Source organism: Methanosarcina sp. MTP4 (assembly GCF_000970045.1).
Lineage (GTDB): Archaea > Halobacteriota > Methanosarcinia > Methanosarcinales > Methanosarcinaceae > MTP4.
Genome location: NZ_CP009505.1, coordinates 201304 through 215491, shown reverse-complemented (window position 1 = coordinate 215491; position 14188 = coordinate 201304). Strand labels below are relative to the sequence as shown.

12 protein-coding genes are annotated in these 14188 nt (G+C 47.8%); 1 reads left to right on the top strand and 11 read right to left on the bottom strand.

Annotated features, from left to right (window positions below; translation table 11 throughout):
- Window positions 1-310: 310 nt before the first annotated feature.
- From MSMTP_RS17780 to MSMTP_RS17775, 5 genes are all read right to left on the bottom strand, one after another.
- On the bottom strand, window positions 311-2290 hold the full coding sequence (locus MSMTP_RS17780) for a TIGR04279 domain-containing protein (protein ID WP_052718237.1): 1980 nt from the start codon (window positions 2288-2290) through the stop codon (window positions 311-313).
- 664 nt (window positions 2291-2954) lie between these two features.
- Window positions 2955-3095 carry a hypothetical protein gene (locus MSMTP_RS18810; protein WP_156153628.1) on the bottom strand — a complete coding sequence of 47 codons (141 nt, stop codon included), beginning with the start codon at window positions 3093-3095 and terminating at the stop codon, window positions 2955-2957.
- Between the two features lie 34 nt (window positions 3096-3129).
- Complete coding sequence (locus tag MSMTP_RS18805; protein WP_156153627.1) at window positions 3130-3315, bottom strand: hypothetical protein; 186 nt, start codon at window positions 3313-3315, stop codon at window positions 3130-3132.
- A 252-nt stretch (window positions 3316-3567) separates the two neighbouring features.
- The gene (locus tag MSMTP_RS00950; RefSeq protein ID WP_231582864.1) at window positions 3568-5349 is read right to left on the bottom strand and encodes a TIGR04279 domain-containing protein; all 1782 of its coding nucleotides are present in this window, start codon (window positions 5347-5349) and stop codon (window positions 3568-3570) included.
- A 147-nt stretch (window positions 5350-5496) separates the two neighbouring features.
- Window positions 5497-6471 carry a hypothetical protein gene (locus tag MSMTP_RS17775; RefSeq protein WP_197076118.1) on the bottom strand — a complete coding sequence of 325 codons (975 nt, stop codon included), beginning with the start codon at window positions 6469-6471 and terminating at the stop codon, window positions 5497-5499.
- 505 nt (window positions 6472-6976) lie between these two features.
- Here MSMTP_RS17775 and MSMTP_RS00940 point away from each other — a divergent pair.
- The gene (locus tag MSMTP_RS00940) at window positions 6977-7174 is read left to right on the top strand and encodes a hypothetical protein (protein WP_231582863.1); all 198 of its coding nucleotides are present in this window, start codon (window positions 6977-6979) and stop codon (window positions 7172-7174) included.
- 522 nt (window positions 7175-7696) lie between these two features.
- On the opposite strand, the gene MSMTP_RS00925 is transcribed toward MSMTP_RS00940, so the two are convergent.
- The 6 genes from MSMTP_RS00925 to MSMTP_RS19830 form a co-directional block, all read right to left on the bottom strand.
- Window positions 7697-8623 carry a hypothetical protein gene (locus tag MSMTP_RS00925; RefSeq protein WP_052718236.1) on the bottom strand — a complete coding sequence of 309 codons (927 nt, stop codon included), beginning with the start codon at window positions 8621-8623 and terminating at the stop codon, window positions 7697-7699.
- 507 nt (window positions 8624-9130) lie between these two features.
- Entirely contained in the window at window positions 9131-10138 is a 1008-nt protein-coding gene (locus MSMTP_RS00920; protein WP_231582862.1) for a CPBP family intramembrane glutamic endopeptidase, read from the bottom strand.
- Complete coding sequence (locus MSMTP_RS00915) at window positions 10135-11097, bottom strand: DUF1616 domain-containing protein (protein ID WP_082090693.1); 963 nt, start codon at window positions 11095-11097, stop codon at window positions 10135-10137. The genes MSMTP_RS00920 and MSMTP_RS00915 overlap by 4 nt, the downstream gene beginning before the upstream one ends.
- 576 nt (window positions 11098-11673) lie before the next feature.
- A complete protein-coding gene (locus tag MSMTP_RS00910; protein WP_156153626.1) occupies window positions 11674-11868 on the bottom strand; it encodes a hypothetical protein in 195 nt (64 codons plus the stop codon).
- Between the two features lie 69 nt (window positions 11869-11937).
- Window positions 11938-12324 carry a hypothetical protein gene (locus MSMTP_RS00905; protein WP_052718235.1) on the bottom strand — a complete coding sequence of 129 codons (387 nt, stop codon included), beginning with the start codon at window positions 12322-12324 and terminating at the stop codon, window positions 11938-11940.
- Between the two features lie 737 nt (window positions 12325-13061).
- Window positions 13062-14045: an ATP-binding protein gene (locus tag MSMTP_RS19830; RefSeq protein ID WP_231582861.1), complete on the bottom strand. Its 984-nt coding sequence runs from the start codon at window positions 14043-14045 to the stop codon at window positions 13062-13064.
- Between the last annotated feature and the right edge of the window lie 143 nt (window positions 14046-14188).

Below are 14188 nucleotides of genomic sequence, written 5' to 3'. Positions count from 1 at the left end.
GGAATTGCAATTCCATCATGGTACTATGGAATGATCATGTAATATGAAACAAATTTGAAGTTGAAGTAAAATAGTGGGTCACCTGTGCCCGATATAGTAATATATAAAAGAAAATTAAAAAAGCTAAACCATTTCGGGATAAAACAAAACGAGTTTCGAGGCGAAATTATTTCAGGATATGACATCCAGAATAATATTGCCTTCAGAATAGCATTTTTTTCAAGAATAGTTTTGAAAAGCAGAAGAAATGTTATCCTCTGCTTTTCAGGGGTTTTTATGGATTTTAGGGGATTTCAGGGGTTTTTTCAGTTTACTGCTTCTGTTTCTCCATCACGGCCAGCCCGATCAGGATTACCACCATGAACCCGATAATAAAACTAAAGGTTTTTGACATGAAACTCTTCGAGATTCCGGTCTTTTCCTTTTCTCCGGGGCTTTCTTCGGTTTCCGGAGTTTCGGTTTCTTCTGGCTGCTCTGTTCCTGTGGGAGGTTGGGCTTCCTCACTTCCCTCAACCACAGGCTTGTTGTTTTCGGCTGTGATGGCAAACGGGGAGAATCCCGGGGAGCTGGCTTCGAAGTAGATGAAACCCTCATCTTCCCCGATCTTCCGGGTCTGGAGGGCGTTCCACCTGCCTTCGGAATACCTGTTCAGGGTGACCGTAGATTCGATGATTTCGTTTTCGGCTATCCACGTCTTGTTGACCCTGAAGCCAACAGCGGGGCTGGCAATGTTTTGCGTATTTGAAAAACCTCCGTTTCCTACCCAGATGTTAATATGCTTGTAGACTTCCCCGTCAGGATCAGCCGGGGTCAGGACGGAGATCTCTTTCAGTTCCTCGATAATGGTTGTGGTCTTTCCGAAACTCCTTTTAGCGTCGAATTCCACGTAGTCGACAACGGTGGCTTTCCGTATGAACTCAAACCTGATGCGGTTCCCGTTAGTAACGAACTGCTGGGCAAGTTCCTTGATCCGGACGTTGCTTGCAGGTTCGGGAGATCCACCTCCCCCACCGCCACCGCCGCCACCACCGCCTGAGGAGCTACCTCCTCCGTTTGAGGGCTTTTCTTCTTCTTCTTCTTCATCTTCTTTTTTGTCTACGGTGACTTCTTTCTGGTCAAAGGCAACCAACCCTTCTCCGGATTTCCAGACTCCGGTGAACAGGATGTAGTCTTTGGGGGTTTCTACGTTTTCCAGATAGAAATTAAAATTCGTACTGTTTCCGTGTCCGTCTTTCTTAAGGAACTGGGTGTTTTCCCCAAAAACGTCGACTGCGAAGGAGTTTAAGTTACTCACGTCCTCGGTGTTGATCCCTATGAAGTCCAGCAGATCGGTTTCGGAGCTGAATTCCGCGGGAAGGTCGAGATCTCCCATAAGCTCTCTGCCATTAATGGAAAGGTTTGTCCCGGTCCTTGCCCCGTTGGATTCCATTTCCAGTTCGGCTTTGTAGTTGCTGGCTTCTATGAGGACGGCTGTATAGTTGTAGCTCGTGTCCGGCCCGTCGAGATCGATGCTGACGTCCAGGTCGTAACTTGAAGTGGACTGCTCATCGATGCTTGTGTCAACCGTCATCCCGTAGGGCAGGACTTTAAAGGCTGTTGCGGAGAGAATTGCCAGGTCATCGGAACTGTCGAGCAAAACGACTATCCCGTAATCCCCGCTGTCCTTTGGCCCCAGGTCGAGGTGCAGGTCTCCGTTTTCATCAAGGAGCAGGTCTTCGTTTTCGTCAAGGGTTTCTGGGTACCTCTCGTAATCGGATTCCTCAAAGTTCCGGAGGAAGAGGGCCTCAAAATCGTCCGCATTGGCTGCCCGGATATCGGCAAGCATATCAAGGACGGAAACAAGGTCCGCTTTTACCAGGTAGACCCTGACCCCCTGGCCCGCAAAGCCGGAGGCTCCCTTGAAGTCCAGGGATACTTCGTTTTTGCCCGTGACATTGGTGTACAGCGGATGGGTCGGGTAAGGATAGATGATTTCCTTGTAATAGTTCCCTTCCTCGTACATTCCCAGGTTCAGGTACATTGCCAGGTCCAGGCTTTCACTGTGGAATTCACTACGGTTTACTCCCCGGTAGGTGAAACTGAGCGGATCGGGCAATCGAACCGGGTCTCCCCCGCTTAACTGGATCCAGTTGCCGTCCGCTGTGTCGTCATAATGGTCAGCAAATAAGAGTGTGCTGCCGTTCATCACAACTTGTGCAATATATCCCGGGCTAGGACCTCCGGAAGTTTCAGCCGAGACTGTGGACATGGTGAATAGCAGCAGGATTATTGCAATTATGGTTTTTTTCAATTCTCATACCCTCGTCCATATTTCTCTTTTTGTTTTTTCTCAACATATCTGTTTAAAGAAATGGATTTTATTCCCCTGATTTCCGTATTAGGTATATTAATGAGTTGTACTATTATCAGGCTCGAAAAAATTATCGTGATCCTGTATCATTCAAAAGTGACTTCTGCCGTGAGTTCTTTGCACATATCACAAAAATAAATCCCACCCTGGGCGCCAGAGCTCGAAATATTATAAATGTGTATGTATAAATAGGGATTATTATTTTATACAGTCAAATATGTATTGCCGCAGACTTTATATTAATTTTTCTCAGTAATTCTTGACAGAATTCTGCGAACCCTTCCATGAAAAAGCAGATTTTGCCATGTTTATTTCGGCCCCTTTTCATAAGTGAGGAACTTCTGCATATTAATATTTGAAACTTCTCTTATTTGGAGGAGAATTTAAGAACATATTGGTTCAGGAGGATTGGCACAAATTTTTTATATTGTTGGCACCTTGTTTCTATCTGGTACTGTATAGAAGATTGTAAAAGACGTAGGAAAAATCCGGATGCTAATAAATCAGAAGTTTTTTATAGTATCTTGGGAGTGTATAAGCGTTATTTTACAATGTATCATTCCAATATATCATTTACAATATACCAATATTTCACAAGTGGAACTTATTTGCAGGAGGAATAATTTATACTACTAAGCATCATCTCATCGGCGATCTCTTCAAGCGCTATTTCCTCAAGTGCCATTTCAATGGTCACAAGCCCGGGACTCCCCCAGTACGGAGCTGCAGTGACAGTTGGGCTCATAGCGTTCCTCTCTTTAAAAGAGGTCCTTTCGGCATCAGACAAATGGAATAAATCCCTTGACAGTTCTTTTAACCTGGCAATCCTGCCGCTGCTTTTCTGTTTTGCAGCGATTGTCCTTTTCAAGGTCGCAGAGATACTTTAATTCCCGGAATTCTTCTTTTCTTCCCCTTTTATTCTCTACTTTTTTACTCTTGTTTCTTCTCCATTTTTTTACTCCCATTTCGTCCCCATTTTTTATCACTGTTTAACTCGCAGACGGGGAGACCCCTTCCTCAACAACCGAAGGCCGGCATGGGGGTTAGTTCACGAAGCACGGATGTGAAAAATAAGGGAAAGTAGAATTGAAGGTAGAGAAATTGAAGGTAAAAAAGCTTTTTAAAAAAGATTGAAAACAGAAGACTCTGAGCCTTCTGTTTCTCGCGTAATTTTGCTTCCGGTGCAGTGTTTATGTTTTTTAGAGTTTTTTTCGGGTTTACGGCTCTTCTTTCTTCTTCAGGGCCAATCCGATCATAACTACCATCATAACTCCTACTAAGAAACTGGCGATTTTCGAAAACCATGCCGGAAACTTTCCAGAGGTTTCAGGTTCAAGCCCGGGTTCCTGTTCCGGTGTATTTGTTCCTACGGAAAGCGGATCTTCTTCCCCACCTGTCTGCTCAAGCAGTATTATACTCTTGCCGCTTGTGGTAATCGCAAACGGGGAGAATCCCGGGGTTTCAGCTTCGAAGTAGATGTATTCTTCGTCTTCCCCGATTCTTGTAGTCGGAAGGAGATTCCACCGGCTCTCACTGAAATGCTGGAGAATTATTGAGTCCGCATCAACGTTGTTTTCAATGATCCAGTCCCTGCTCACCCTGAAGCCCACAACTGCGCCTTCAATGTTTTCCGGGGTTGCAAAGCCTCCGTTTCCGACCCAGATATTCAGGTACCTGTAGACTTCTCCTTCGGGTTCGGTAGGGGTCAGGGTTGACCTGCTTTTCAGTTCCTCGATAATGGTTGTGGTTTTCCCTACACTCTTTTTGGCGTCGAATTCCACGTACCCTACAGAGGTGGCTCTCTGCGTTAACTCGAATCTGATGCGGTTCCCGTTAGTAACGAACTGCTGGGCAAGTTCCTTTTTACGGACGTTACTTGCGGGTTCGGGAGACCCTCCCCCTCCGCCGCCTCCGCCGCCTGAGCTGCTGCCTTTACTTTTTTTCTTGCCCGGCACCTTGATCTCCAGTTCTTCCTGGCCAAGGGCAACAAGCCCCTTGCCTGGCTGGTATACGGCTGCAAGCAGGACGTAGTCTCCTACAGGAAGGTCAAAAGCGGTAAGTGAAAGGGTATTCTTTCCCTCTACCCCCAGTGATATCGCGCCTTTCCCTTCTCCCATCATGGTCTGGAGTTCGGTCTGGAGTTCGCCTTTGCTCAGCTTTGACCTGTAGTTTGAAGAATTTATGTCAAATTCCTCGATGACGTCTATTTCGTTTACTATGACGGAAGTCCCTGCCCGGGTGCCGTCGGAATCGATCTCGATGTTGGCTTTGTATGCCTGATCCCTGATCAGCACTGCCCCGTAGCTGCAGTCGTCGGTTTCGGGTACGCCGGGCAGTTCCAGGCTTATGTCCAGGTTATTGCCTTTCACGATGCTTTCCGCTGTGATCTCCAGCTCGTATTCCACAACCATAAACGCAGTTGCCGAAAGGACTGTAAGGCTCTTGTCCCCGTTGTCCTGAAGCAGCACTATGCAGTACTGCCCGGCTTCCATGGGGCCGAAGTCGTGGTCAAGGAGATCTCCGTTCCCGTCCAGGGAGGCCGGGAATGTCTCATAGTACCCGTCCATGTTCTCGTGGAAAAGGTCACTCAGGCAGTCTACGTTCTCACCTGCCAGGAGGGTATCAAGGACTCCGCGTACGGAACCCGAACTTGGCTTGAAGAGATAGATGACCACGTCCCCTGCCAATCCCGGCTCTCCCCGGAAGCTCATGGTCACGTTTTCATCAGGCAGATATAAGGGGTGGGTGGTATAGGGGTAGCTTACCGTATACGCTTCCTCTGCACCTTTATGCAGGGTTGCGGAAACCCCTCCGTATCCCCTGGATTTGGGGCCGTCGTATGTGATTTTAATAGGACTTGGGAGCCGGATCTCGCTGACCCCGGCAGGGCCTCCCAGGCTTATCCAGTTCCCTTCCTCCGGGTTTCCTGTATGGTCCAGGAAGTATACTTCCATGTCGCCAAAAGTCAGGTTGGCAATGGGTTCTGCCTCACATGCCACTGCTGTTGCAGAACTTAATATGAAAATGGTTAGTGCTAATAATATCAACAAACTCTTTCTCAAACTTTATTCCTCCGTTTCACTCCCTTTTTACTCTCCGTTTCACTCCCTTTTTACTCTCCATTTCACTCCCTTTTCAACTCCCCGTTACTTTTCCGGGCCATCGGTTTCCGGCTGTCTCTGCTCCTTCGGGGATGTCTTCGAAGATCCCTTTTTCCCGTTTCTTTTTGAAATTATGATCAGTGCAAGGGCTGAGGCCCCGATTCCTCCCAGTACATAGCTTTTGTCAAGCAGGAACCCGGTTTCCCTAGGGACTGCGGGTTTCGGGGCTTCATATCCCGGGACATGCGTTTCCAGGTTTCCTGCATCCCCACTTTCTCCCGGGGTTATATCCTGTCCCAGAGGTTCTTCCCGGGTTTCGGGAGGTTCTTCTTGTTCCGGTTCCTGTTCCGCTGCAGGCGTTGCCTGGGCTGCCGGAAGGGCAGGGGTTGGCACCCTGGCAGGTTCAGAGTCGAGCGAGATTGTTTTTGTGCTGCCTCCCACCTTTATTTCAAAGTCCCCCGGCGGGACGGCTTTTGTATTATAGGAATAGCTAAAGTCCCCTTCAGAATCGGCTTTTATCCGCTGGCGAGCCGTGATCTTCAGGTCCGTTGTCGAAGCCCCACTTTCGGCATTCCCGTCAATCCTTATCATGTAGGTCCCTGGCGGGACTCTTGACTGGGAAACGGTTGCGTCACCCCCCGATGCCTCCGAGCTTATCGTAATCCAGATAAGGATTTTCACCCTTACGTTCAGGTCCTCTACCCCGCTTGCCCGGACCGTAAAGGTGTTATCGAACCCGTCAGGGATCTCCACGTCTTCCAGGATGTACTCGTACTTCCCCCCGGAAACCGGGGCATTTTGTTCGAAGGTTACGGTCACATCTATTTCCTCTTCCGGGGACGCAGTTCCTTTTATCCGGAGGGTGTCGCCCACAACCGGGTTTTCGGGAGAAATTTCCCAGGCACTGACGGCTGCCCCCGCAGGAGAAACGGTTAGCAAGGCAAAGACAAGGATGGAAAGAAGGGCTGTAAGGGCAGCCTGTCTTTTTCGAGATTTGCGGGGATCTGGATTATATTTCATGGAATGACTCTCTTTTTTCGGGACCTGGTCTGAAATATTATATATACCGATGCCAAAATCCTGAAACATGATCTCGATAAATAATTTAGAAAGTTGTGAGCTCTTTACGAGTTTTTTACGGATACTCTAATCTCCACTCGATATAAGTTTTGTTAATAGTCAACGTTTTATAATACTTACTAATATATTTAATTTTAGTTGTTTTGACCTCTATTCGTATAATGAAACATCTAATTAGAGGTATTTAAAAGTTCCTTTGGAATTTAAAAAGATGCCTACTAACATCTATTTTAATTTACATTTTGTTTTTTTGTGGCACTTACCCTATTAATTTTATATACCAATGATATAATCAAAATCAAAAGTTTTTTATATGATTCGGTCTTCTTATGTAACATCATAAATTTGCTTGCTTTAGAACTATTTGCAGGAGGAATAATTCATACTACTAAGCATCATCTCATCAGCGATCTCTTCAAGCGCTATTTCCTCAAGTGCCATTTCAATGATCACAAGCCCGGGACTCCCCCAGTACGGAGCTGCAGTGACAGTTGGGCTCATAGCGTTCCTCTCTTTAAAAGAGGTCCTTTCGGCATCGGATAAGTGGAATAAATCCCTTGACAGTTCCTTTAATCTGGCAATCCTGCCGCTGCTTTTCTGTTTTGCGGCTATTGTCCTCTTCAAGGTAGCCGAGATCCTTTAACCCCCGAGATCCCGGCTACTTTGCCCTCCACTTTTTCATTTCCCACATCTTTCGTCTCAATTTTCCTTTTTTATCTTTTTTATCTTTTTTATTTTTTCATATATTTTAGCCAGACGGGAGGGTTTTCCCCGGATTTTTGGCTTGAAACCGTGCGTGCTTTCTGGCTTTCCGGCTTTCCTCCTGCCCCCGGCTCAAATAGGGGTGGTCCGGAATAAGGTGAAGCGGTCTGTCTTTCAAAAAGAGGAAAAAATCGTCCCGGCAAAAACGCGGGGGTTCGTTAGGAAGGGGGGAAGGACTGAGAAAAAGGAAGGAGGATAGGAAAAAAATGACAGAAAGGAAGGGGCAGAAAGGAAAGAAGATATGAGGAAAGAAAAGGAGGCAGGAAAAAAGGAGGCAGGAAAAAAGGAGGCAGAAAAAAAGGAGGGGAATTCTTCCTTTTCTGCCCGGTCCTTCCTTTTTGGTTGTTTTTCCGGCAAGCTGCGTATTATCTCCGGAGGCGGTTTACCGGGTTTGATTCAATTTTTATTTCCCAGATTTCCGGATGAGGGAGATTACCAGCAAGCTTCCCAGGATTCCCCAGACCATGAAGCTTCCGTCTGCGGAGGGTTCCTCTTCTTCAGGGGTTTCTTCGGCTGCGGGTTCGGACTCTGGCTGTTCTTCTTCAGCTTCGTTTCCGGAGGCTTTTGAGGCTTCGTCTCCGCTTTCTCCTTCGGAAGCTTCTTCATCGGATTCTGTCATTTCCCGGGTTTCGTTTTCTTCTTCGGGGGTGGGCTCTTCGGGCTCAACCGACCTTATGGTTGCGGAACCTGTACCCGAACTTCCTCCGGATGAGCTCTTTGCTTTGAGGGTTATGGTTTTTGTGACCCCCTCAATGCTTATATCGTATTCCCCTGCGGGCAGGCCGTCGGTGTCATACTCGAACCTCAGGTTTCCTTCGGAGTCGGTGTCTATTGTCTGGGCTGCGGTGATCCTGAGGTTTACACGGGACTGGCCGTCCAGGGCATCTCCGTCCATCTTGACTTTATAGGTCAGGGGGGGTACGTGGGACTGGGAGATCTCGGCGACTCCGTCGGTGGCGTCTTTGCTGAGAGTGACGAAGAGTGCTCTCACGTTCAGGTCTTTCACGCCTTCGGCACGCACTGTGAAGCGGTTGTTGTCCGCGGAAGGGATTTTCACTTCATTGATCACGTACTCATACTCCCCTCCGGATACGCCTACGCTTCTTTCAAAACTGACATCGGCATTGAGGGTCTGGTCCGGGGCGGAAGTGCCGGTTATGACCAGGGTGTTTCCAACGTAGGGGCTTGAGGGGGCTATTTCCCACTCCGTGACAGCGTCGGCGGATGCCAGGGGGGATGCAAGCAGTAAGGCAAGAAGCAGTACTGACAGGCAGGCGGCGGAACTCAGAATTTCGTTCCTCCTGCAATTATTCCCAGTGTCTTTTTTCACAATAATAACTCCTTTTTAGCAGATTTCTTAATTATAATATTAATAATGAAACTTCCGGTTTTATGCGATAAACTTGAACGTACTTTTATTTTTAGTTTACTCAGTTGGTTTGCAGGACTCTTTCCGGCTGTCCGGCATGAGGGATGGGAAGGGACCGTATTCCGCAGTTTATCACTTTTTCCTTAAGGTTTCTTTGCGGTTTCTTTGTACTTTCCCTACTATAGTCCCGAACGTAAATATTTACACTTACTTTATAAGCACGGAAGACACGGAAAGCACGGAAGGATTGTACACCTATTTCCTTTATTCCGTGTTTTCAGTGCTTTCTGTGGTTAAACTTTAATTTGAGATTGGGGAAGGAATTTGGGTACTTGACTATAGTTTCCCATAAGTATTTTAATACAGACTATTAAACTTTTGGACTTCCCTTAGTTCTAAACTTTATTAATATGTCGGATGCAGATCTCCCCCGATTTTTCCCCATTTCGCCCATTTCCTCCGGTTTTTTCAAAAGAGCCCGTAGGCTTCGTGCAGGTGCGGGATGATCCCGAAGAGGAAAACGTTCACGAAGCCGTGGAGAACCGCGATGAAGGGAAGGCTGCGGGTCCTGAGAAAGGCGACGCCCATGATGAGCCCGACAAAACCCGTATAGAGGATTTCGTAAGGAGTGCCGTAGCCCGAGTGCATGAGCCCGAAAAGGAGGCTCGTTATAATCAGGGCTTCTTTTATGCCCAGCACCTTTTCAAGCCGGGTCTGGAGGATGGACCTGAAAATGACTTCTTCGACAAGCCCCACGAAGAAGACCATTACTATGGTTAGCATGAGCAGGTTCTTGAAGGAGAGGTCCGGGATCAGGTACCCTGTCCGGATGGTCGCGTATTCCCCAAGACCAAGCAAAAAGCCCAGGGGAACCGAGAGAAGCATGTAGTGCCCGAGTTTATCGCTTGTGATTCCGAGCTCCTCAAGGCCAGGCCGCTGGTGCCAGGCCACGATTGCCGCAGGGATTGCCAGGGGCCCGTAGATGAAGATGAAGGTATAAAGGGTGGTATCGAAGAAGACCGGCATGGACAGGTTGACCAGGCGCAGGATCGGGAGCAGCATAAGGGCCTGGTGGAGCCGGATGATTTCCTGCTCCCGGATGAACATCGAGGAAAGGGCAAGGGCGGTTATGGTCCCGATGTGCAGCCAGACCGAAGCCCCCATATTTCCCGAGAAGATCAGGAACTCGGCAAGGGCGATGGCAAGGACGGGAAGGCCTACGGGAAGCACATATTTTTGAAGTTCCCCTGTCCCTGAAGCCGCTGTCCGTCCTGATTTAAGCGGCTTTCCTACCGGCTTTGTCTTGATTTTTACTCCGGGGTTTGTCCGGGATTTCCCTCCGGACCTTCCTTCGGACTTTACCCCTGACTTTGTTCCGGACTTTGCTCCGGGACTTCTTCCGCTCCCTTTACTTGTCCCGCCCCCTTTACTCGTTTCTTTCAGCTTTCCCGGGAGGGTTGAGGTTTTCGGGCTCACTTCGCTGCCTCCTCTATTTCGGTCCCTTTTTCGGTCCCATTTTCATCCCCTTTCCCGTCCTCTTTTTCACTCTCTTCTGCCGTTGCGTTTACGTTGATCCAGAGGTGGAGGTCGCGGTAGGGGACTTCCTGTTCAGTATCGTTGAAGAGCAGGAACTCGAGCTTCATGTCTTTTCCTTCGGCGGGCGGGGTGATGGTAAGCGGCCTTTCCCAGGTCACGTTGTGGCCGAGGCGGACGTGGCTTACGTCCTCGGGGAGCGGCAGGGATTTGTTGTCCAGCCGGACTTCCAGGCTGTAGTTCACGGCCCTGTATTCGTGGTTTACGACCCCGAAGATGACGGTCCCGCTTTCCCCGAGCACGTAGTCCGTGGGGTAGTTGTCAGCCATCCCTTCCGGCCCCAGGATGTAGAACTCTGTGAAGTGCTCCCCTTCCTTCGGGGTCACGATGACATAGCCCAGGGTTACGACCGAGGCGAGGATGGAGAGGATAAGGATGATTGTGAGTATTATGTCGGTCCGGGATTCGGGCTTTTCCAGGACCTCCGCCCTTAGTGCCTCTGCCCCTGCCCTGAAAGAGACCTCGAACCTCCCGGCTTCGGGAAGCTGTTCCCTCCGGAAATAGGCAAGCCCGCACATGAGGAGCGTAAAAAGCGAGATACTTATCAGGACCGGCACAAGCCTGATCCCCCAGGAGGTATAGTTCAGCCCCAGCCCTATCAGGGGCACGACAGCTATGCTCAGCCCGAAGGAAAGCGCAACCCTCTCGATCCCGTCCAGGTCGGATTTTGCAGGAAAGAGCGCTGCTATCAGCGCATACCCCGGCAGGAAGAGCACCAGGGGCAGCCCGAGCACTGTCCGCAGGAAAGTCTCATTGAGCCCCGGCATAAGCACGAAAAAGTCAGTCAGGAGTACGAGGCCGGTTACGAGTAAAAGGTCAGAGGGCACTTTTTTTCCATTCATTCGGTTCATGGGGCTCATCAGGCTCATCTTTTTTAAGAAAAAAATCTCATCAACAATTATCTTTAAGGAATGTCTAATATTTTTTTATCCTTTTTTATTCTTTTGCTTAGTTCCCCCGATTTGCCTGGTCCCCCTGATATGCGCATTCCATACCTTTATTTTTATTTTTCAACCGTTTTGGCATACTCTCTTTCCTCACTTCGACTATGTAAATTTTTCGATTTTATTGCGGTTTTACGTTCACTCTATTTCTTCTTTCCCACCGTCTTTTTTTCATTATAGCCCCGAACGTAAATATTTACATTTACTTCATAACCACGGAAGACACGGAAAGCACGGAAGGATTGTGCCCCGATTTCCTTTATTCCGTGTTTTCAGTGCTTTCGGTGGTTAAACTTTCATTTGAGATTCGGGGAGGAATTTGGGTACTTGACTATGGATGCAATTTTCCGTAAAGATCGAATAGTCCGGTCTTCCATCCCTTTCATATGTGAAAATCCAGACAATTTTCTGCGTCTTTTTGTCCCTGAAATACACGTTAAAAACGGAGTTTTTGTTCCCCCTGGACCCGATATGTCACTCGCTTTTTGAACTGACCCTGTCTGTTATCTGCCTGGTATGATCCGCCGGATTCATACCTTCATTATTTATTTTGCCCGGGGGGTGCTTCCCCTGCTTCTTTGAACATGCGGCTAACACCACTGCCCCACTGCTCGATAAGGTCCAGTTCCCTGGCGCGTTTGTGGCGTCTTTGGAGACTTCTAATGGCATCTTTATTTCTGGCGCTGTAGGCTTGATTGTGATCATTTAAGTTCTTTGGTCATTATATCTTTGGTGCGATTATGGCGTCTTTGTGGCGTCTTTGGCGTCTTTGGAATCTTTACCTTTTAGAGTATATTCAGTTCCTTTCCCAGTGGTTCCTATTTGGGCAAAAATATTTTTATCGACCAGATCTGCAAGGTCTCTTGATGCCGTTCGATTGGATGTATCACAGATTTCCTGATATTTTTTATTGGTAATCTTTCCTTTTTCCTTTACATAGAACACAGCCTTTATCTGCCTTTCATTTAGCCCAAGCCCCCTAAGATATTCTTCATTGAAGATCCCTTTCCTGAATATTACACGGAACCCCTGGTACTCTTCAAAAACAGGCTCAGGAACATCTGCTTCCTTGCAGTAATTTTGTATTTTTTCAATGCCGCTGACCCACTGTTCAATAAGGATCATGCCACCTTTAGTGTTGGCAAAAGCTACAGCCGATTCAACAGTCCTTTCATCGAATTTTTCCTTGAATTCGAAAGTTAGGATTCTCCACCTTTGATGAGTTCCAGGAGCTTCATTACATCAGGTTCCTTGTTTTCCTGTTATGAGCAGTGGTTTACAATGTTTATTATTTCTATTGTGACCTAACATTCCAATTTTGCTTTCTATTTGACTCCTTGTCCATTTTAATTAGGGAAAAGCCGGCCGACTTCGCGGCCGTACAAGAAAGACAAAATACGGCTAATACGGTTGTTACGGCTATTAGCTAGCATTTTCCAAAAAAGGAATGTTCGTGTTCGAGTGAGAAAGTTTGATTGACACTCTTGTTGCCTATTTTATTTTCATAATCACAACGTGCGAATTTAGCCAATTTCTCGCACTGCTGGTGCGAGTTTTTAAAAGTTCCGTAAAAGGGTAGTCTGAAAAGACCGGTGAAAAGCTTGTTTGAAACGAACCCGCCTGATACATAACTTCATTATTATATTTCGCCCGGGCACCTGCTCCCCTCACTTCCCCACCTACCGCCCTCTCCAACACCCAGAACCTCGAAAAATCCGGAACCTTTAGCCTTGCTCCTTCACTCCAATAGCCCTCAGGAACCTTTTTCCTCAAAAATAGATAAATTGCCTTTTCAGGTCCTGCTCATATAAATCTTTGATCTCAACTTCAAAGGTTTTTTAAGGGTGGGAAGAGCGCTATGCTCATTCAGCGTCTTCCCGACCTTCTTTAGCTAAGAATGCCTTACCTTTAGGTGTAAGGCGGTATTTCTGCATCCTGCTGCCAGGTTTTTCCGGAATTGTCATTTCAATATAATCGAGTTCAAGAAGTCTCTTGATCTGTTTATTGAGCTCCCCTGATACGGTCTTGTGACCTAACCCAGACGCAAGTTCGGCCTTCCCTGAATCATTTTTCATCAGAAGAATAAGCACTTTAGCCGCGATCTGTGACTCTAGCCGTGACTCGACTTCACCCGTAATTGAGCCGGTGGTTTCAACCTCAATGGACTCTTCCAAATAAACAATGAACCTCACTCGCATACCCACTTCAACGATTTCAGGTTCGGGTAGCCCAAGAGCCTTTGCTTCTTTGAACATGCGGCTAACACCACTGCCCCATTGCTCGATAAGGTCCAGTTCCCGGAAAACACGGGCAATAACATGGTTACGTATCTTTGATACACCCTGAAGCATATCCTCAACTGTCAGACCCGGAAGCAGGATTCCAGGGTTCTCTATCTCAATACGGTCATCAAAAAAGGCAACCCTGATAGGAGCGCCACGTTGCGAATAGTCTGCATGGACAACAGCATTTACCACCGCTTCACGCAGGATGGTCAGGGGAATACTCCAGACGTCCCTTCTCCTCAGTTCGGAAAAGTCCGCTCCGCGCATGGCGTGCTTTTTGAGAAACTCCATTACCCGTTCAACAGCTATCGGCAAGTGCTCATGGATCTCAATATGGTCGAAAATGTCGGCTTTGTCCTTGCCAATGAACCTTCCGCACTGTATCCAGGCATCCGGAAAGATCATCTCCCGGTCTTTGCCAAACAGCAGCATCCCGCCAACTGTGGGAACCAGGTGTCCCTGGTGTTTGGTGACAAGGCGCAGGGATTCAAGGTCTTTTTTTACCAGTTTACGATGGCGTTCGAAACAAACTACTGCGGCTTCAAAATCCAGGTCATCCACGGTCCGGTCAGGAAGTACCTGTTCATCAAAGGACTTTCCTTCAGCCCCTCGCTTAAGCTCGGCAATGAGCTCCCTGTCAGCCTGTCCGGGTATTTCCGAAACCTGCTTGCCGGAAAAGCGGTTTTGTGCCAGCCGGGATCCAG

Bases quoted from the DNA above. Each gene is read 5' to 3' on its own strand.
- MSMTP_RS18810 (WP_156153628.1), bottom strand. From the start codon at position 3,095: ATGAGCCCAACTGTCACTGCAGCTCCGTACTGGGGGAGTCCCGGGCTT.
- MSMTP_RS18805 (WP_156153627.1), bottom strand. From the start codon at position 3,315: ATGGGAGTAAAAAAATGGAGAAGAAACAAGAGTAAAAAAGTAGAGAAT.
- MSMTP_RS17775 (WP_197076118.1), bottom strand. From the start codon at position 6,471: ATGAAATATAATCCAGATCCCCGCAAATCTCGAAAAAGACAGGCTGCC.
- MSMTP_RS00940 (WP_231582863.1), top strand. From the start codon at position 6,977: ATGATCACAAGCCCGGGACTCCCCCAGTACGGAGCTGCAGTGACAGTT.
- MSMTP_RS00915 (WP_082090693.1), bottom strand. From the start codon at position 11,097: ATGAATGGAAAAAAAGTGCCCTCTGACCTTTTACTCGTAACCGGCCTC.
- MSMTP_RS00910 (WP_156153626.1), bottom strand. From the start codon at position 11,868: ATGCCATTAGAAGTCTCCAAAGACGCCACAAACGCGCCAGGGAACTGG.
- MSMTP_RS00905 (WP_052718235.1), bottom strand. From the start codon at position 12,324: ATGATCCTTATTGAACAGTGGGTCAGCGGCATTGAAAAAATACAAAAT.